Annotated in this window: 16 protein-coding genes and 1 tRNA gene; 3 read left to right on the top strand and 14 right to left on the bottom strand. The window is 68.4% G+C overall.

Translation table 11 applies throughout. The annotated features are described in order from the left end of the window. Positions 1 to 16: 16 nt before the first annotated feature. The 7 genes from QCD70_RS03015 to topA all read right to left on the bottom strand — a co-directional run bounded on the left by QCD70_RS03015 (position 17) and on the right by topA (position 8,186). Positions 17 to 1,003, bottom strand: coding sequence for a Gfo/Idh/MocA family protein (locus QCD70_RS03015; RefSeq protein ID WP_301213666.1), 987 nt, complete (start codon positions 1,001 to 1,003; stop codon positions 17 to 19). A gap of 63 nt (positions 1,004 to 1,066) precedes the next feature. Next, positions 1,067 to 1,142 (bottom strand) — tRNA-Thr (locus QCD70_RS03010). Between the two features lie 74 nt (positions 1,143 to 1,216). After that, positions 1,217 to 1,846 carry a TetR family transcriptional regulator gene (locus QCD70_RS03005; RefSeq protein ID WP_301213665.1) on the bottom strand — a complete coding sequence of 210 codons (630 nt, stop codon included), beginning with the start codon at positions 1,844 to 1,846 and terminating at the stop codon, positions 1,217 to 1,219. A 2-nt stretch (positions 1,847 to 1,848) separates the two neighbouring features. After that, positions 1,849 to 3,426: an alpha/beta hydrolase gene (locus tag QCD70_RS03000; RefSeq protein WP_301213664.1), complete on the bottom strand. Its 1,578-nt coding sequence runs from the start codon at positions 3,424 to 3,426 to the stop codon at positions 1,849 to 1,851. Further along, positions 3,423 to 4,580, bottom strand: coding sequence for a DNA polymerase III subunit delta' (locus QCD70_RS02995; protein WP_301213662.1), 1,158 nt, complete (start codon positions 4,578 to 4,580; stop codon positions 3,423 to 3,425). The genes QCD70_RS03000 and QCD70_RS02995 overlap by 4 nt, the downstream gene beginning before the upstream one ends. Before the next feature lie 34 nt (positions 4,581 to 4,614). After that, positions 4,615 to 5,268, bottom strand: a complete 654-nt coding sequence (gene tmk, locus QCD70_RS02990; protein ID WP_301213661.1) for a dTMP kinase — start codon at positions 5,266 to 5,268, stop codon at positions 4,615 to 4,617. After that, complete coding sequence (gene topA, locus QCD70_RS02985) at positions 5,265 to 8,186, bottom strand: type I DNA topoisomerase (protein WP_301213659.1); 2,922 nt, start codon at positions 8,184 to 8,186, stop codon at positions 5,265 to 5,267. Before topA ends, tmk begins: the two co-directional genes overlap by 4 nt. A 223-nt stretch (positions 8,187 to 8,409) precedes the next feature. Between topA and QCD70_RS02980 the strand changes: the two genes are divergently transcribed. After that, positions 8,410 to 8,652: a hypothetical protein gene (locus tag QCD70_RS02980; RefSeq protein ID WP_301213658.1), complete on the top strand. Its 243-nt coding sequence runs from the start codon at positions 8,410 to 8,412 to the stop codon at positions 8,650 to 8,652. A gap of 11 nt (positions 8,653 to 8,663) precedes the next feature. Here QCD70_RS02980 and QCD70_RS02975 read toward each other — a convergent pair whose 3' ends face one another. From QCD70_RS02975 to QCD70_RS02955, 5 genes are all read right to left on the bottom strand, one after another. Next, complete coding sequence (locus QCD70_RS02975; protein ID WP_301213657.1) at positions 8,664 to 9,443, bottom strand: Rv3654c family TadE-like protein; 780 nt, start codon at positions 9,441 to 9,443, stop codon at positions 8,664 to 8,666. Continuing rightward, a complete protein-coding gene (locus tag QCD70_RS02970) occupies positions 9,440 to 9,811 on the bottom strand; it encodes a TadE family protein (protein WP_301213655.1) in 372 nt (123 codons plus the stop codon). Before QCD70_RS02970 ends, QCD70_RS02975 begins: the two co-directional genes overlap by 4 nt. A gap of 14 nt (positions 9,812 to 9,825) precedes the next feature. Further along, the gene (locus tag QCD70_RS02965) at positions 9,826 to 10,062 is read right to left on the bottom strand and encodes a DUF4244 domain-containing protein (RefSeq protein WP_301213654.1); all 237 of its coding nucleotides are present in this window, start codon (positions 10,060 to 10,062) and stop codon (positions 9,826 to 9,828) included. A gap of 99 nt (positions 10,063 to 10,161) precedes the next feature. Next, positions 10,162 to 11,088 carry a type II secretion system F family protein gene (locus QCD70_RS02960; RefSeq protein ID WP_301213653.1) on the bottom strand — a complete coding sequence of 309 codons (927 nt, stop codon included), beginning with the start codon at positions 11,086 to 11,088 and terminating at the stop codon, positions 10,162 to 10,164. Further along, entirely contained in the window at positions 11,088 to 12,188 is a 1,101-nt protein-coding gene (locus tag QCD70_RS02955; protein WP_301213652.1) for a TadA family conjugal transfer-associated ATPase, read from the bottom strand. The genes QCD70_RS02960 and QCD70_RS02955 overlap by 1 nt, the downstream gene beginning before the upstream one ends. 397 nt (positions 12,189 to 12,585) lie before the next feature. Here QCD70_RS02955 and acs point away from each other — a divergent pair, with 397 nt between their 5' ends. Beyond that, positions 12,586 to 14,538: an acetate--CoA ligase gene (gene acs / locus QCD70_RS02950; protein ID WP_301213651.1), complete on the top strand. Its 1,953-nt coding sequence runs from the start codon at positions 12,586 to 12,588 to the stop codon at positions 14,536 to 14,538. 10 nt (positions 14,539 to 14,548) lie between these two features. On the opposite strand, the gene QCD70_RS02945 is transcribed toward acs, so the two are convergent. After that, positions 14,549 to 15,019, bottom strand: coding sequence for a RidA family protein (locus QCD70_RS02945; RefSeq protein WP_301213650.1), 471 nt, complete (start codon positions 15,017 to 15,019; stop codon positions 14,549 to 14,551). Then, positions 15,019 to 15,189, bottom strand: coding sequence for a hypothetical protein (locus QCD70_RS02940; protein ID WP_301213649.1), 171 nt, complete (start codon positions 15,187 to 15,189; stop codon positions 15,019 to 15,021). Before QCD70_RS02940 ends, QCD70_RS02945 begins: the two co-directional genes overlap by 1 nt. A gap of 110 nt (positions 15,190 to 15,299) precedes the next feature. Here QCD70_RS02940 and QCD70_RS02935 point away from each other — a divergent pair, with 110 nt between their 5' ends. Further along, positions 15,300 to 17,777, top strand: coding sequence for a transglycosylase domain-containing protein (locus QCD70_RS02935; RefSeq protein ID WP_301213648.1), 2,478 nt, complete (start codon positions 15,300 to 15,302; stop codon positions 17,775 to 17,777). The last annotated feature ends 5 nt before the right edge of the window (positions 17,778 to 17,782 follow it).

Genomic DNA, 17,782 nt, shown 5'->3' with positions numbered 1-17,782 from the left:
CGCTGGCCGGGAGGCGCTACTCCCCCGGGTAGACGACGCCGACCTGTCGGCGCGCTTCGTCGAGAACGCCCATGACCGCGACGCTCTCGTCGAGCGGGAGCAACTCGCTCTCGCCGCGCCCTTCCGCCACCACGCGCTCGAGCTCCCACGCCTGGAACTGCATGCCGCGCGAGACGACGGTCTCGTCGTAGCGCTCGACGACCTCGCTGCCCTTGCCCGCGTAGACGGTGAAGCCCGTCTGCTCGTACCAGACCGAGTCGATCTCGATGCGCCCCTCGGTTCCGACGACCGTGGCCGTGTTGGCGCCCTGCGTATCGAGCGCGGTGTGCAGCACGGAGATCGCCCCGCCGTCGTGCTCGAGGATCAGCGCCACCTGGCGGTCGACTCCGGTGGCCGTCTTGTCGCCCTTCGCGGTGACAGCAGTCGGCGCGCCGAAGAGGTCGACCGCGAACGAGACCGGGTACACGCCCAGGTCGAGCAGGGCGCCGCCGCCCAGGTCGGGGTTGTTGATGCGGTGCTCCGGGTCGGAGGGCAGCAGCTGGTCGTGGTCGGCGATGAGCGTGCGCACCTCGCCCAGCGTTCCGGCGGCGATGATCTCGCGGATGCGCACCATCGATGGCAGGAACCTGGTCCACATGGCCTCGAGCACGACCACTCCGGCTCGGCGCGCGGCCTCGGCGACCTCGGCCGCTTCAGCCGCGTTGAGGGTGAACGGCTTCTCGACCAGCACGTGCTTGCCGGCCGCGATCGCGAGCAGTGCGTTGGCCGCGTGCATCGGATGCGGCGTCGCGACGTAGACGGCGTCGACCTCCGGGTCGGCGACCAGGGCCTCATAACTCGCGTGACGCGAGGCGATGTCGAAGCGCGAGCCGAACGCATCCGCCGATTGCCGGCTGCGCGAACCCACGGCCGTGACCTCGATGCCCGTGGCCCGCAGGTCGGTGACGAACATCTCGGCGATCCAGCCGGTGCCGAGGATTCCCCAGCGGAATGGAGTGGACACGATTCTCCTTCGAAGTCGGGCTCTTAACGCGAGAAGACCCGGAGGTTCCGGGCCTTCTCAGTATGGGGCCGCCTATCAGAATCGAACTGATGACCTATTCATTACGAGTGAATCGCTCTACCGACTGAGCTAAGGCGGCCTGGCCATCGCATTTCACAGCGAATGGCACAGCAACAAATCCTAGCCGATGTTCGCGGTGTTTGCCGACACGGTTCAGACCACCCGTCGCAGCAGCGAGAACGACTCGCTGAGCTTCTCCGAGAGAGACTCGTCGTCGGCCCCCTCCGCCCACGAGGCGACGGCGTGTCTCAGGGCGGCGATGGCGACCAGGGCCGTGAGCCGGGCCTGCGCGAGGCGCGGGCCGATCGCATCCTGGCCCGCGCTCTCGGCATCGAGGCGTCGCTCGACGGCCTCGGCCAGTACGGTCTCGAAGCTGTGCATGCCGGCGACCTTGATGATGAAGAGCTCGGGGTAGCTGCGCAGAACCTGCCGACGCAGCTGGTGAAGCTCCCGGTCTCCCGTTGCGATCAACGCGATGTGCTGCATGAGGTCGAGCAGGCCGTCGATGAGGTCTGCCCCGGCGGAGCCGTCGACGAACGAATCGATCAGGCCCGGCGGCAGCTCGAGCGGGTTGTCTCCGACCATCGCCGCCTCTTTCGAGGGGAAATAGTTGAAGAAGGTGCGGGGCGAGACGTTCGCGACGCGACTGATCTCCTCGACCGTCACCTGATCGAGACCGCGCTCCACCGCCAGTTCGAGAACGGCGAACTGGATGGTGCGGCTCGTGGCCCGCCTCTTGCGTTCGCGAAGCCCCACGCCCTCGGCCAGGGCTGTCTCGGTCATCGTCAGCTCGTGCACCGTGGATCGGACGCCGGCACGGTGCCGCTGATGAAGTACGCGTCGACGACCCCCTTCACGCAGCTCGACGAGCCGTAGGCCGTGTGCCCCTCGCCGACGAACGTGACCAGCTGCCCGCTCGACAGCTGGCCGGCGAGGCCCTCTGCCCAGGCATACGGTGTGGCCGGGTCGCCGGTCGTGCCCACGACGATGATCGGTGCCGCGCCCTGCGCCGTCACGGCGTGAGGGGTGCGGGTCGACTTGTCGGGCCAGACGTCGCACGAGATGTCGCCGTAGCTCCACCAGGGTCCGATGGTGGGAGCGGCAGCGACGAGGTCGGCATTCTGCTTCTGCACCACGGCGGGATCGTTCGTGTACTGGTAGTCGAGGCAGTTGATGGCCGTGAACGCCTCGGTCGAGTTGTCGGAATACGTTCCGTCGGGGTTGCGCCCGTTGTAGCCGTCGGCGAACTGCATGGCGTAGTCGGCGCTGCCCGCCATGACATCGGAGAACATGTCGCTCAGGAAGTCCCAGGCCGTGGCATCGTACAGCGGGTAGATGATGGCGGTGAGCAGGCTCGACGATCCGAGCTGCCGCCCGTCGCCGGCACGGATCGGACTGGCGTCGACCTGCGCCAGCAGCTCGCCGATCGTCGCCATGCCGTCGTCGACGGATCCGTCGAACGGGCAGGAGGACTTCGTGAGGCAGTCGGCCATGTAGGCCTTCATCGCGTTCTCGAAACCGACGGCCTGCCCCACGCTCACATCGAAGTTGCTCGACGTCGGATCGAGGGCGCCGTCGAGCACGAGCCTGCCGACCTTCTGCGGGTAGAGATCGGCATAGGTCGAGCCGAGGAACGTTCCGTAGGAGTACCCGAGGTAGTTGAGTTTGCTGTCGCCGAGGGTGGCGCGGAGAAGGTCGAGGTCGCGGGCAGCGCTGACAGTGTCGACGTGCCCCAGCAGTTCAGGGCTGTTCTTCTCGCACGAGGCCGCGAACTGGGTGGACGAGGCGGTGTAGGCGTCGAGCCACTGCTGCGAGCCCCGCTCGCCGGGCAGCACGTCGTAGAGGTACGAGTCCATCTCGGAGCCGGTGAGGCAGCTGATGGCCGAGGAGCGCCCGACGCCGCGAGGATCGAATCCGACCACGTCGTACTGAGCCTGCAGGGTGTCGCTCACCGCGAAGCTGAGGCTGTCCTTCACGAAGTCGTAGCCGGAGCCGCCCGGGCCGCCGGGGTTCACGAGCAGTGAGCCGAGTCGCTCTCCCGGCCCGCTGGCCGGGTGCTTGACCAGCGCCAGCTTGATTTCGGAGGTGGACGGGCTCTGCCAGTCGAGCGGGGCGGTGGCCTCTGCGCACTGGAACCCGCCTCCGCAGTCGGTCCAGCTGAGGACCTGGTCGTAGAACGGCCGGAGGTCGGCATCGACGTCTTCAGCGGCGGGAGTCGACTCGGCGACCGGCCTCTCGCTGCCACCCGACGACGAGCGATCGACGAACCAGGTCGAGCACCCGGAGACGAGAACGGCCACCGCGAGCGCGGCCACGGCGAGAGAGACGGACCGTCGCCTGCGGCGCGGAGTGTGGGCTGTCACGGGGTTGTCCTTCGTTGGCGGGTTGTGGTGATGAGGGCTGCCTCGAGAGCGAGCGCGGGGGCCACGTTCGCGGAGATGCGGCGGCGCGCCACGGCGAACGCGTCGAGCACCGCGAGGGTGTCGGCGGGATCGCTGGCGGCCGCGACCTCGTCGAGACGGGACTGGATGGCGGAGTTGATGGTGGGCAGCTCGGACTGCAGCTGAACGAGCAGGATGTCGCGGTACAGCGACATGAGGTCGACGAGAATACGGTCGAGCCCGTCGCGCAGGCTGCGGGTCGCCCGCCGCTTCTGGTCGTCTTCGAGCGTCTTGATCTGCGAGCGCAGGGCGGGGGGAACGGCCTGGCCCGCCTCGACCCCCATCGACCTCAGGGTGCTCTCGCGTTCTTCGGCGTCGCGTTCGAGCGTGATCGCCTTGGCGTCGTCGCCGGCGATCTCCATGAGTCGGGCCGCGGCAACGACGGCCTGCGGCACGTTCTGGATGCCGAGCGCCAGACTCAGGGTCTCGTCGCGCCGGGCGCGCGCCTCGTCGTTCGTGGCCAGACGGTGCGCCATGCCGATGTGGCTCTGCGCCTCTCGTGCGGCGCGCTCTGCGGTGTGCGCGTCGACCCCGTCGCGTTTCTGGATGAGGGCGGCGACCTCGTCGACCCTCGGAACGCGCAGGCGAACCGAGCGGACCCTCGACCGGATGGTGGGAATGAGGTCGGCCTCGCTCGGCGCGCAGAGGATCCACACCGTTCGCTCGGGCGGCTCCTCGAGAGCCTTCAGCAGCACGTTGCTCGTCCGTTCGACCATTCGGTCGGCGTCTTCGATGACCATGACCCTGTATCGACCGACCGAGGGCGAGAACTGCGAGCTCGAGACCAGTTTGCGCACCTCGTCGATCGAGATGATGACGCGCTCGGTCGTGAGCACGGCCAGGTCGGGATGCGTGCGCGCATCGACCTGGCGGGTGGTGGCCGGGTCACCGTCGGCGCCGTGCCGGCTGAGCAGCGCGGCGGCGAACGCGTAGGCGAGGTTCGAGCGACCCGATCCGGGAGGGCCGGTGATGAGCCAGGAGTGCGTCATGGCGTCGCCCGAGTTCGCGGGATCGGCGGCGGCCCGGAAGATGGCGATCGCATCGTCCTGGCCTGTCAAGTCGTCCCACACGGTCATACCGACAACCTACCTGCCGCCGGCGACACAGCCCTCAGGATGCGTCCGTTCCCGCAGGATGCAGGGACAGCAGCGGCTCGACGGCGCCGCGGATGCGGGCGGCGAGAGTCTCGGCGGGCAGCGACGCGTCGAGCACGAGGAACCGATCGGGCTCCTCGGCCGCGAGGGCCAGGAACGCCGCCCGCACCCTGGCGTGGAACTCGCTCTTCTCGTTCTCGAGTCGATCGAATCGGGTGCGTGCCCCGTCGAGTCGGCGGCGCGCCTCGGTCTCGTCGAGGTCGAGCAGAATCGTGAGGTCGGGAAGCAGACCCTCGGCCGCCCAGAGCGACAGGCGCCTGATCTCGTCGGCGTCGAGCACACGTCCCGCACCCTGGTAGGCGACCGACGAGTCGAGGTACCTGTCCTGGATGACGACGTCGCCGCGTTCGAGTGCCGGTCGCACCTTGGTGCTGATGTGGTGCGCACGATCGGCCGCATAGAGGAGCGCTTCGGCCCGGGGACTGATGTCGCCGCGGCTGTGCAGCACGATCTCGCGCACCTCGGTGCCGAAATCGGTGCCGCCCGGCTCGCGGGTTCGCACCACCGTGCGGTGCTCTGCCACGAGCCACGCCTCGAGGAGCGCCGCCTGCGTGGATTTTCCCGAGCCGTCGCCGCCCTCGAGAGTGATGAAGAGTCCGGGCGAGGTCACGTCGTCGGCGCGGCCTTCTTCACCGGGGCCTTCTTCGCGGGAGCCTTGCGCACGACCGGCGTGGCGGCCGTCGTCGATTCCGCGGTCTGGCCGGCGACCTTCGACGCAGCGGCCTTCTTCACCGGAGCCTTCTTGGCCACGGTCTTCTTCACCGGAGCCTTCTTGGCGGGCGCCTTCTTCGCGGCCGTCTTGCGCGGGGCCGCCGGCCCCTTGGCACGCTTGTCCGCCAGCAGCTGCACAGCCCGTTCGAAGTCGACCTCCTCGACGGTCTCGCCCTTCGGGATGGTCGCATTCGTGACGCCGTCGGTCACGTACGCGCCGAAGCGGCCGTCCTTGATGCGGATCGGCTTGCCGCTCTCGGGGTCGGCCTCGAACTCCTTGAGCGCCGACGAGGCGCGGCGGGCGCCGTACTTCGGCTGCGCGAACAGCTCGAGGGCGCCCGGCAGGTCGATCTCGAAGATCATGTCTTCGCTGGTGATGGAGCGGGTGTCCGCACCCTTCTTCAGGTAGGGGCCGAACTTGCCGTTCTGGGCGGTGATCGGCTCGCCCGACTGCGGGTCGTCGCCGACGACGCGGGGCAGGTCGAGCAGGCGCAGTGCCGTCTCGATGTCGATCGTCGCCAGGTCCATCGACTTGAACAGCGAGGCGGTGCGCGGCTTGGGCGCCGTGCTCTTCTTGGCCGCGGGCTTGCGGGCGGGAGCCTTCTTCGCCGTTCCGTCGGCGGTCGCCACGGGCGCCGGCTCCGCGGCTGCGGCGACCTCGACGGGCGGCTCCGGCTCGGGGTCGACCTCGGTCACGTAGGGGCCGAACCGTCCGTCTTTCGCCACGACGTTCTTGCCGGTCTCGGGGTTGACGCCGATGACGCGGTCGACGACCACGGGGGCGTCGATGAGTTCGCGGGCCTTGGCCTCGGTCAGCTCGTCGGGGGCGAGCTCGGCGGGGATGTTGACCCGGCGGGGCACCGCGTCTTCTGCGGCTCCCTCTTCGCGCACTTCGAGGTAAGGGCCGTACTTGCCGATGCGCAGGGTGATGTCGGGCGCGATGACGACCGAGTTGACCGTGCGCGCATCGATGTCGCCGAGGTTGTCGATGACGTTGCGCAGGCCGCGGTGGCCCTCGTTGCCGAAGTAGAAGCCGTTGAGCCAGTCGACCCTGTCCTCCTCTCCACCGGCGATGCGGTCGAGGTCGTTCTCGAGCGTCGCCGTGAAGTCGTAGTTCACGAGGTCGCCGAAGTAGTCCTCGAGCAGGCGCACGACGGAGAACGCGATCCAGCTCGGCACGAGTGCCTGGCCCCGTGGCGTGACGTAGCCCCGGTCGATGATGGTCGAGATGATCGACGCATAGGTCGAGGGGCGTCCGATGCCGAGTTCGTCGAGCGTCTTCACCAGGCTCGCCTCGGTGTACCGCGGGGGCGGCGAGGTCTCGTGGCCTGCGGCGTCGACCGACACGGCCCGCAGCAGCTGGCCCTCCTTCAACGGCGGCAGCTTGGCCTCGGCAGGTTCCGCCGGACCGTTGCGGTCCTCGTCCTGGCCTTCTTCGTAGGCGTGCAGGAAGCCGCGGAAGGTGATGACCGTTCCGCTGGCCGTGAACTCCGCGAGCGCGGGTTCGGTCATGCCCTCGACGGCGGTCGGGCCCGCGGCGATGGTGACGGATGCCGTCACACCTTTCGCATCGGCCATCTGGGATGCGACGGTGCGCTTCCAGATGAGGTCGTAGAGCTTGAAGTCGTTGCCGCGCAGCGTCGACGACAACTGGGTGGGTGTGCGGAACGTCTCGCCGGCGGGCCGGATCGCCTCGTGGGCTTCCTGGGCGTTCTTGCCCTTGCCCGCGTAGAGGCGCGGCTTGTCGGGAACGGTCTCTGCGCCGTACAGCGACTTGGCCTGCGAGCGTGCGGCGTTCAGCGCCTGCTGCGACAACGACGGAGAGTCGGTTCGCATATAGGTGATGTACCCGTTCTCGTAGAGGGACTGGGCGACGCTCATGGTCTGCCGGGCCGAGAAGCGGAGCTTGCGCGACGCCTCCTGCTGCAGCGTGGAGGTGGTGAAGGGCGCGGCGGGCCGGCGCGTGTAGGGCTTCGAATCGACCGACGCGACGGTGATGTTGACCCCGGGCTCGGCCAGTGCTGCGGCGAGCGACTTGGCGCCCGCCTCGTCGAGGGCGACGGCCTTCGACTTGAGCTTGCCGTTCTCGTCGAAGTCTCGACCCGACGCGATGCGTTCCCCGTTGACGCGGGCCAGCCGCGACTCGAAGCCCTCCGACGCCGACAACTGCTCGAGTTCGGGCGAGAGCTGGGCGGTGAGGTCCCAGTATCCGGCGGCCGTGAAGGCCAGGCGCTCGCGCTCGCGCTCGACGACGAGGCGGGTTGCCGCGGACTGCACACGGCCGGCCGAGAGGCCCGGGCCGATCTTGCGCCAGAGCACAGGCGAGACCTCGTAGCCGTAGAGACGGTCGAGGATACGGCGGGTCTCCTGAGCGTCGACGAGCGCGCCGTCGATCTGTCGGGTGTTGTCTCGCGCCTTCTCGATCGCCTCGCGGGTGATCTCGTGGAACACCATGCGGTGCACGGGAACCTTGGGCTTCAGCACCTCGAGGAGGTGCCACGCGATGGCCTCGCCCTCGCGGTCCTCATCAGTTGCGAGGTAGAGCTCGCTGGCACCGGCCAGGGCTTTCTTCAGCTCGGCGACGGTCTTCTTCTTGGCGTCGCTGACCACGTAGTAGGGCGCGAAGCCCTTCTCGACGTCGACGGAGAACTTGCCGAGCGAGCCGGTCTTGAGCTCGGCCGGCAGGTTCTTGGGCTCGATGAGGTCGCGGATGTGACCGACGGACGCCTGCACCTCGAAGCCGTCGCCGAGATACTGGGCGATGGACTTGACCTTGGTCGGGGACTCGACGATCACGAGCTTTTTCGGGCCTGGCACGGTGCTCCTCAGCAGGAAATAGAGATTCGAACCACTCGCGACAATCTCGGGTAAGCGTCTTCGGCGGGATTCGTCGGGCACTGCAGGCCCGTCTGCCACACCATACACACCTCTTTACCCTGATTGCCTAATTGTGCGGCTGCTCGGGAAGCGGCGGGGAGCCCTTGCGGATATCGCTCGGGCGAGGAAGATGGAAGCCGACCCTCAAAGGAGAGGATGCACCATGGCATCGACAGAATACGGAAGCTACACCGCGAAACTCATGGACGGGCCCCTCGAGGGGCGCACCGTGCGCACGGAGTTCACCGACGCGGGCGAGCCGCTCGCCCGTCTCGAGATTCCCGCCGGCAGCGCCAAGCGCTACCTCTATATGCGGGGCAGCGGAGTGGAGTACAACGGGGAGGGTCACAACGCCGCCCTGCCTTCTGCTGTGGACTATCGGTTCATCGAGGCCCGGCTGGGCTGACCACGAGCGCGTCACCCCGTGTAGTCCCAGTGCCACGGCTCGTCGGGATCGGTGAGCGGCTCGAATCCGAACTGCGATGCGTTGGCAGCCAGCCAGCCATGCGGCTGCGATCCTCGGACGACGGGCGGATTCACGAAGTCGACCGCCGTGCCCGCACCGTGGTTCGACGTGCCCGGGATGGCGGCACGTGGCCACCCGTACTGGTCGAACACCCTCTGCTGTTCGGCGAGGTCTCTGTACCCCTCGTCGACCGGCAGGTAGTCGCCCGTCTCGGCGTGATAGGCCTCGAGCAGCTGCACCAGGGCGGCGGCGACATCGGATCTCAGACTCACGGGCGGGTTCTCGCGCACCCCCGGGTAGACGAGCTGCACGAGCTCGTCGGTCGGCATCGCGCCGTTCGCAGCCGTCGGCTTCGCCCGCGGCACGGCGGCACGGGCGGTGACAGAGAAGGTCGTCGTGAGGATCTGCCGCCCGACCGCGACCGTCGCCTCGGAGCCGCTCACGTCGCACCTCAGGAGCGTCGTGCCGTTGAGGGATGCGGCCTCCGCCGCGATCGCGCATGACCGCTCCGCCGTCGAGTGCGAGGCGGACTCGGCCGCGGCGATGGCGGCCGAGTCGGCGGCCGCGTGAACGGCCGCCTTCGAGGGCAGCACCGAGAAGAGGGTCAGCGCCAGCAGCGAGAAGGCGAGCACACCCGCGGCCACCGCGAGCGCGAGCACTCCTCCCGCTCCCCCGTCGTCGGCGAGCCGTCGACGGAGACGCGTCTGGTGAGGAGTCGCCGAGGGAGTCACTGGCCGCCTCCGAGCGCGCATGTCGTCGCCGCGACCGGGATCGCGCCGATCACCGATGGACCGGCGCCGGCCGACGTCGTGACGGTCGCGCAGACGAAGCGCCCGTCGACGCGCGACGAGAGCTCGGCCTGCCCTCCGAGAAGTTTCGACACCGTGTCGGCGGCGCCGGCGTCGTCGCCCCTGCCGAGCAGCCGGGCCGCCGACGACGCGGCGTCGGCGACCCTCATCTGCTGCACGATGAGCTGGAAGCCCCCGAGCAGGGCGGCCACGATGACGAGCACGGCTGGCAGCACCGTGACGAACTCCACGGTCACGCTGCCGTCGTCTCCGCGAGAGCCGCGGAACATGTGACGGAGACTCTGCTGCATCGCGCCTACCCCCCTCAGCCCGCGACGCTCAAAGCCGTGCTCACGAGATCCATGAGGATCTGCTTCACGGCATCGCCGCGAAGGATCGTGACGAGGAGGCCTGCCAGACCCACGGCCGCCATGGTGGCGATGACGTATTCCGCCGTCGCGGCCCCCTCGTCGTCTGCGACCAACCGCGCGGCCTGCCGGGTGCGCCCGACCCGCACCGCCGGTCGAGCATTTCGAGGGGAGATCTGTGTCTTGTCGCTCATCGCTGTTCTCTCTTTCGGTCTCGGCACGAGCTGCTGAATGCGCCCAGCCTCGTCGATGCGGGAGGGCCGCATCGACGAGCGGACGGGATCTGTGGCCGCTCACGAGAGTTCGACCATGGTGGAGGAGAAGACCGCGATCATGAGCGGGGCGACGCCCAGGAGCATGAACGCGGGCAGCACGCACACCCCGAGCGGAATCATGAGGGTGGTCGAGAGGGCCGCAGCCGTGGCCTGCGCTCGGCTCGTCGCCTCGCGTCTGATCTGCAGTGCCTCGCTCTGCAGCAGTTCGGCCGCCGGCACGCCGGCGACCCGTGAGAGCTCGAGCACCCGATCGATGCGATCCGCATCGTCGGGTTCTCCGAGCGCGTTCACCCGATGGGCCTCGGCCGCCAGCTCGCGGGCACGGAGGAGGGATCCGCCTCCGGCCAGGGCGACGGCCACCAGCTGGGCGGTGAGGCCCGGCGACGATTCAGGCGGCCTGGCCCGCGCAACGAGACGGGAGGTCCACCGTGCAGCGGCGACCGACAACGCGACGCCGACGACCAGGCAGGCGAACCCCGCCGCTGTGCCGAAGAGAACGCCGATCGTGTCGAAGCCCAGGACCGCTCCGAACACCAGACCGAGCAGGGGCATCACGCCGACGAAGCGGGCCGTCGACCGGGGCCCCGCGAGGGCGGCGTCGACGTCGCGGTGCAGCTGTCCGAGTTGGCGCAGGGAATCGGCGATCTCCCTAAGGGTGGCCGCGAGCGGAGCCCCGCTCTCGCTCGCGACGAACCACGCGGCCGCGACGGCCCTCCAGGCGGAGCCCGTTCTCTGGCCGCTCTGGCCGGTCGCCGCCGCCGAGATCGCAGCGGGGATCGACGCGCCCGTCGCGATCGAGGCCGTGACGGCATCGACGACCGGCGACCCGTCGACGTCTCTCAGATAGCGCCACGCATTCGCGGGCGCCACGCCCGCGCCGAGCATCACAGCCAGCCGCTGCACGACCGATGCGACGGCCTCGACCGCGCGCGCATCGTCGGCCATCAGCCGACCGGCTCGACCCGAAGGCGGCCCGCGGCATCGAGACCGAAGCGGCCCACGGCATCCAGACGCCTCGTCGCACCGCGGCGCTCGAGATGGAGCACCAGACCGATCGCGCTCACGGCCTGCCTGGCCACCGTCTCCGGGCTCATCGCGGCGAGGGAGCCGAGGGCCTCGAGCCGTGCAGGCACATCGTCGAGGGAGTTCGCGTGCAACGTTCCGGCGCCACCGTCGTGGCCTGTGTTGAGCGCCGCCAGCAGTTCGCGAAGCTCGCCGCCTCGGCACTCGCCCAGAACGAGCCGGTCGGGCCGCATGCGCAGGGCCTCGCGCAGCAGGCGGTCGAGGCCGACACCGCCGGCACCCTCGAGGTTCGGCTGTCGGGTCTCGAGGGCGATGAAGTGGGGGTGCTCGACGCGGAGCTCGGCGACGTCTTCGACCGCGATGATGCGGTCGCCCGGGTCTGCGGAGGCCAGGAGAGCGGAGAGGAACGTCGTCTTTCCGCTGCCGCCCGCGCCCGTGATCAGCAGGTTCGCGCGGTTCGTGACCGCAGCGTCGATGAAGGCGCGGGCACTGTCGGCCTCGGCGCCCTCGCCGAAGAGGCCGGATGCCGCCAGCGTGTCGAGCCGCGGCCTGTCGAGCGGCGGAATGCGGATCGACAGCAGCGTTCCCCTCGGAGCGATCGGCGGAAGCGCCGCGTGCACCCGGATGCCGTCATGCAGCCTCACGTCGGCGCACGGTGTGGCCTCGTCGATGTGGCGACCGCCCCGGGCGACGATCGCCACCGCGAGCTCGCGCAGCCTGGCCTCGTCGGGGCACGACCAGTCGGCCTGCCGCACCAGGCCGGCTCCCCTGTCGATCCACAGGTCGTCGGGGCCGTTGACGAAGACGTCGGTCACCGCGGGATCGCGCACGTAGCGGGCGAGCGGCCCGAAGTCGGATGCGCCGGCTCGGCCGGGCGGGCCGGGATCGAAGCCCGTGCCCGCACCGGGGGGATGCGATGCGGACACGGGTCGAGGCGCGCTCAGCACGGGTGCCGCAACGAAGGGTTCGCGCGTCGGCGCTGCCTCGTCTGGGTCGATGTCCGTGGTCTGTCTGCGTGCCATGGAACCGACCGTATGAGCCTCGGAAGGAAGGCTCCGACGACGACGGCGACGATGTGGATGGATCGAGCGCAGCCCGCCTGTGCAGGACAGGATGAACGGTGCATGGAAAACGGTGCGTTAAAGAAGAAGGGGCGGCACCTAATGGGGGGAAAAGGTGCCGCCGTAGCAACGCTGGATTGGGGGAATCCGTTAGTGCGTTGCATCTGGAAACGAGGTCCAGTGGAATTGAGTTTACTCGCCCGAAACACAACCGCAACTTCCCTCAGCTTTTTCTCAGCGCACCGCGGAAACACAGGCATGTGACACGGGCAACACGATGCAACCCGGCGGCATCTCGCGCAGGGCCGAGGGCTGACTAAGCTGGCAGAAGCCGTCGCAAAGGAGCGAACCGAACCCCATGAGCAACCGCATCGACAACCTCCTCCACGAGGCCCGCCGCTTTCCCCCCACCGCGCAGTTCGCCGCGAACGCGGTCGCCGGCGCCGACCTCTACGAGGCCGCCGACAACGACCGATTGCAGTTCTGGGCCGACCGTGCGCGCGAGCTGCTGCACTGGCACACGCCTTTCACCCGCACCCTCGACTGGAGCAACCCTCCCTTCGCGACATGGTTCGACGACGGGGCCCTCAACGTGGCGTACAACTGCCTCGATCGCCACGTGCTCGCCGGCAATGGCGATCGCGTCGCGCTGCACTGGGAGGGCGAGCCCGGAGACTCGCGCAGCTACACCTACGCCGAACTCACCAGCGAGGTGAAGCGCGCCGCCAATCTGCTGACCAGCCTCGGCATCCGCCAGGGCGACCGCGTGGCCATCTACCTGCCGATGATTCCCGAGGCGGTCATCTCCATGCTCGCCGTCGCGCGCATCGGAGCGGTGCACTCCGTGGTGTTCGGCGGCTTCAGCGCCGAGAGCCTGCGCAGCCGCATCGACGATGCGAGCGCAAAGCTGGTCATCACCGCCGACGGCGGCTACCGCAAGGGCTCGGTGTTCCCGCTCAAGAACGCGGTGGATGCCGCACTGGCGGCAGACGGCGCGAGCACCGTCTCGCACGTGCTCGTCGTGAAACGCGGCGGCAACGACGTGGACTGGACCGAGGGACGCGACCTCTGGTGGCACGACGAGATGGTGGCCGTCGACGACGAGCACGTGGCCAAGGGCTTCCCCGCCGAGAACCCCCTCTTCATCCTCTACACCTCGGGAACGACGGGCAGGCCGAAGGGCATCCTGCACACCTCGGGCGGCTATCTCACCCAGGCGGCGTTCACGCACAAGGCCGTGTTCGACCTGCACGCCGAGTCCGACGTCTACTGGTGCACCGCCGACGTCGGCTGGATCACGGGCCACAGCTACGTCGTCTACGGCCCCCTCGCCAACGGCGCCACCCAGGTGCTCTACGAGGGAACTCCCGACTCTCCCCACCCCGGCCGGTGGTGGGACATCATCCAGAAGTACGGCGTGAGCATCTTCTACACCGCGCCCACGGCCATCCGGTCGTTCATGAAGGCGGGCAGGCAGATACCCCAACAGTTCGACCTGACGAGCCTGCGCCTGCTCGGCTCGGTGGGCGAGCCCATCAACCCCGAGGCGTGGATCTGGTATCGCGACGTGATCGGCGGCGGCGAGACCCCGATCGTCGACACGTGGTGGCAGACGGAGACCGGGGCCATCATGGTCTCGGCCCTGCCCGGGGTGACCACCCTCAAACCGGGCTCGGCGCAGGTCGCGATCCCCGGCATCCGCATCGAGGTTCTCGACGACGATGGCCACGACGTCGGGCTCGACTCGGGCGGCCTGCTCGTGGTGAGCGAGCCCTGGCCGTCGATGCTGCGCGGAATCTGGGGAGACCCGGAGCGCTACAAGGAGACCTACTGGGACAAGTTCGGCGACAAATACTTCGCCGGAGACGGCGCACGCCGGGATCGGGACGGCGACCTCTGGCTGCTCGGCCGCGTCGACGATGTGATGAACGTGTCGGGCCACCGTCTCTCGACGGCGGAGATCGAGTCCGCGCTGGTGTCGCATCCGATGGTCGCCGAGGCCGCGGTGGTCGGAGCCGAGGACGAGGCGACGGGCCAGGCCGTCGTGGCGTTCGTCATCGTGCGCACGAGCCAGGCCGACGTGGCCACGGCGGAGGAGGCATCCGCCCTGCTTCGCGCCCATGTCGCCGAGCAGATCGGCGCGATCGCCAAACCGCGCACCGTCTTCCTCGTCGCCGAGCTGCCCAAGACACGCTCGGGCAAGATCATGAGACGCCTGCTCAGAGACGTGGCCGAGGGTCGTGAAGTCGGAGACACCACGACCCTCGCGGACACGCAGGTGATGCAGATCATCACCGACAGGCTGACGTAGTCGAGAACGCCTAGGCGAACTCGACGATCACCTCGATCTCGACGGGAGCGTCGAGGGGAAGGGCGGCGACGCCCACGGCCGAGCGGGCGTGGATGCCCCGGTCTCCGAACAGGTCGACCAAAAACTCCGATGCGCCGTTGATCACGCCGGGCTGGCCCGTGAAAGACGGGTCGGATGCGACGAATCCGGTCACCTTGACGACCCGCGTCACGCGGTCGAGCGACCCGATCACGTTCTCGACCGCGGCGAGCGCGTTGAGAATGGATGTCTGCGCGAGCGACTTGGCGATCGACGGCGAGACGAGCTCGTGGCCGTCGCCGACCTTGCCCGTGTACTCGAGCTTGCCGTCGACGAACGGAAGCTGGCCCGCGGTGAAGACGAGGTTGCCCGAGATCACGGCGGGGATGTAGGCCGCGACCGGGGGAACCACTGTGGGGATGGTGATGCCGAGCTCGGTGAGGCGGGCGGCGATGACACTCATCAGGCGGCCCCTCCCTCGGTCGCGATCGGTCGCTTGAGGTAGGCGACGAGGCCGCCCTCAGGACCGGTGACGATCTGCACGAGCTCCCAGCCCTTGGAGCCCCAGGTGTTGAGGATCCCGGTGGTGTTGTGGATCATGAGCGGTGTTGTGACGTACTCCCAGGTGGGCATCCGCGTTCCTTTCTGGCGGTTTGCCAGCATTGTCGATTAGTCTCGAGCATATGTCTGCCCCAAAAGCTAAGGCTAGCGGCGTAGTTGGAGCCATCCTCGGCATCGTGGGCATGAGTGCTATTGCAGGCATTCTCGTCACGGCCATGGTTGCTCCCGCGCTCGCGGTCACAGGAATCGCCACGAACAACTCCATCGGCATGTTCGAGAACCTTCCCTCGAACATCCGCCCCGATGTGCTCGCGCAGAAGTCCGAGATCTACGCGACCGGCAGCGACGGCAACCCCGTCCTGCTGGCGTCGGTCTTCGACCAGAACCGCGAAGAGGTCTCCTGGGACCAGATCTCCCCCTTCGTGAAAGACGCCGTGGTCTCGGTCGAGGACCCGCGTTTCTACACGCACGGCGGAGTCGACATCATCTCGGCGGCCCGCGCCGCCGCCCAGAGCGCGGCCGGCGGCGACGGCCCCGGCGCATCCACCATCTCGATGCAGTACGTGCGCAACATCCTCATCCAGAAGACCGAGGAGATCCAGGACGAGGCGGAGCGCGACAAGGCGTTCGAAGACGCCACGAAGACCACGGTCGACCGCAAGCTCAAAGAGATGAAGCTGGCCATCGGACTCGAGAAGGAGTTCACGAAGGACCAGATCCTCCTCGGCTACCTGAACATCTCGAACTTCGGTGGAACGGTGTACGGCATCGAGGCCGCCGCCCAGTACTACTACGGAGTGTCTGCGAAGGACGTGTCGCTGGCTCAGGCGGCCAGCCTCGTGGCCATGGTCAACGAGCCCAACGGGCTGCGCATCGACCAGCCCGACGCCCCGGAGAAGATCACCGAGAACCAGGCCCGACGAGACGTCAACATCCTCCCGGCCATGCTCAAAGAGCACAAGATCACACAGGCCCAGTTCGACGAGGCCATCGCCACCCCCGTCACGCCGAACATCGTGCAGCCCTCCACCGGCTGCAAGACGGCCAACCCCAACTACGGGGCGGGCTACTTCTGCGACTACGTGTCGTACATCGTGAAGAACGACCCCGCGTTCGGCGACAGCGCCGAGGCGCGGTGGCAGAAGTTCCGCACCGGCGGCTACCAGATCTACACGACGCTCGACCTCGACCTGCAGACGGCCGCGATCAACTCGATGCTGTCGAACGTTCCGCAGGTCACCGACCAGCTGGACCTCGGTTCGGCCATGGTCACCGTGCAGCCGGGAACCGGCAAGGTGCTGGCGATGGTGCAGAACAAGACCTTCAACGACGACCCCGAGACAACGATGCCGAACGAGACGTCGGTGAACTTCAGCACCGACTACGCCTACGGCGGCTCCACCGGCTTCCCCTCGGGATCGACCTACAAGGTGTTCACTCTGGCCGACTGGCTCAAGACAGGGCACTCGCTCAACGAGCAGGTCAACGGAAGCGTGCGCACCTTCAACCTCTCCACCTTCAAGAACCGATGCGAGGGCTCCGGCGGCGGAACCTACAAGTCGGCCAACGACGGCGGGTCGAACCCCGGTTCGATGAGCGTGACCGCGGCAACCGCGGCGTCGGTCAACAATGCGTACATCGGCATGGCTCAGAAGCTCGACATGTGCGACATCACCGAGACAGCCGAGTCGTTCGGCATGCACCGGGCCGACGGCACTCCGATGCAGCAGAACGTCTCGAGCGTTCTCGGCACCAACGAGGTGGCTCCCCTCACCGTCGCGGCCGCCTACGCGGGCATCGCCGCCAACGGCCTGTACTGCCAGCCGAAGGCCATCGACCGCATCCTCGACGCAACGGGTGCAGATGTCCCGATCCCCGAGACCACCTGCACCCAGGCGGTCGACCCGAACGTCGCGGCCGCGATGGACGTGGCCATGGCCGCCGTGGTCAACGGAGGCACGGGTGGGGCGGCACGCCCCGGTGACGGCATCCCTCTGATCGGAAAGACGGGTACCACCGACGGCGAGAAGCACGTCTGGTTCGCCGGAGCCTCGACCACGCTCGCCACCGCCATCTGGGTCGGCAACATCGTCGGAGACGCCTCGGTGCGATACACCAGCGTGCCCGACTACGGAAACGTCGCAGACATGCGGTTCAGCACCTGGCGCGAATACATGGCCCAGGCGAACGGCAAGTTCCCCGGCGGAGCGTTCCCGACGGCCAGCGGCAATCTCACCGCCACGCCGCAGGCCGCGGTGCCCGCCGTGCAGGGCAAGACCATCGCCGAGGCGCAGTCGCTCGTCGAGGCCGCAGGCTTCACGTTCCAAGACGGAGGAGCCACCGACAACGAGGCCCCCGCCGGCACCGCCGCGGGATCCGTCCCGGCCGGCGGAGAGAACGCCACCAAGGGCTCCACGGTCACCGTCTACACCAGCAACGGGGCGCTGAAAAGCATCCCCGACGTGGTCTCGGGCTCGAACAGCCTCGGCGACGCGGCGAACAAGCTGGGCCAGGCCGGCTGGAAGTTCGCGGGCACCAAGTACCAGGTGACAGGCGACGGCTGCGACGAGAAGAAGCCGATCGGCACCGAACCCGCCGTCGGGTCGTACGCGAACCCCGCAACCACCGGCGTATACGTCATCGGTTGCAAGAAGAAATAACGCCA

It is taken from the genome of Agreia sp. PsM10 (assembly GCF_030433855.1).
Classification (GTDB): Bacteria; Actinomycetota; Actinomycetes; order Actinomycetales; family Microbacteriaceae; genus Agreia.
The sequence above is the reverse complement of the archived record's forward strand: the minus strand, read 5'-3'. Positions and strand labels throughout refer to the sequence as shown.

What these genes read in the sequence shown, in the direction of transcription:
- QCD70_RS03005 (WP_301213665.1), bottom strand. Translation starts at nt 1,846, where the DNA reads ATGACCGAGACAGCCCTGGCCGAGGGCGTGGGGCTTCGCGAACGCAAG.
- QCD70_RS02995 (WP_301213662.1), bottom strand. Translation starts at nt 4,580, where the DNA reads ATGACCGTGTGGGACGACTTGACAGGCCAGGACGATGCGATCGCCATC.
- QCD70_RS02980 (WP_301213658.1), top strand. Translation starts at nt 8,410, where the DNA reads ATGGCATCGACAGAATACGGAAGCTACACCGCGAAACTCATGGACGGG.
- QCD70_RS02970 (WP_301213655.1), bottom strand. Translation starts at nt 9,811, where the DNA reads ATGCAGCAGAGTCTCCGTCACATGTTCCGCGGCTCTCGCGGAGACGAC.
- QCD70_RS02965 (WP_301213654.1), bottom strand. Translation starts at nt 10,062, where the DNA reads ATGAGCGACAAGACACAGATCTCCCCTCGAAATGCTCGACCGGCGGTG.
- QCD70_RS02960 (WP_301213653.1), bottom strand. Translation starts at nt 11,088, where the DNA reads ATGGCCGACGATGCGCGCGCGGTCGAGGCCGTCGCATCGGTCGTGCAG.
- QCD70_RS02955 (WP_301213652.1), bottom strand. Translation starts at nt 12,188, where the DNA reads ATGGCACGCAGACAGACCACGGACATCGACCCAGACGAGGCAGCGCCG.
- acs (WP_301213651.1), top strand. Translation starts at nt 12,586, where the DNA reads ATGAGCAACCGCATCGACAACCTCCTCCACGAGGCCCGCCGCTTTCCC.
- QCD70_RS02945 (WP_301213650.1), bottom strand. Translation starts at nt 15,019, where the DNA reads ATGAGTGTCATCGCCGCCCGCCTCACCGAGCTCGGCATCACCATCCCC.
- QCD70_RS02940 (WP_301213649.1), bottom strand. Translation starts at nt 15,189, where the DNA reads ATGCCCACCTGGGAGTACGTCACAACACCGCTCATGATCCACAACACC.
- QCD70_RS02935 (WP_301213648.1), top strand. Translation starts at nt 15,300, where the DNA reads ATGAGTGCTATTGCAGGCATTCTCGTCACGGCCATGGTTGCTCCCGCG.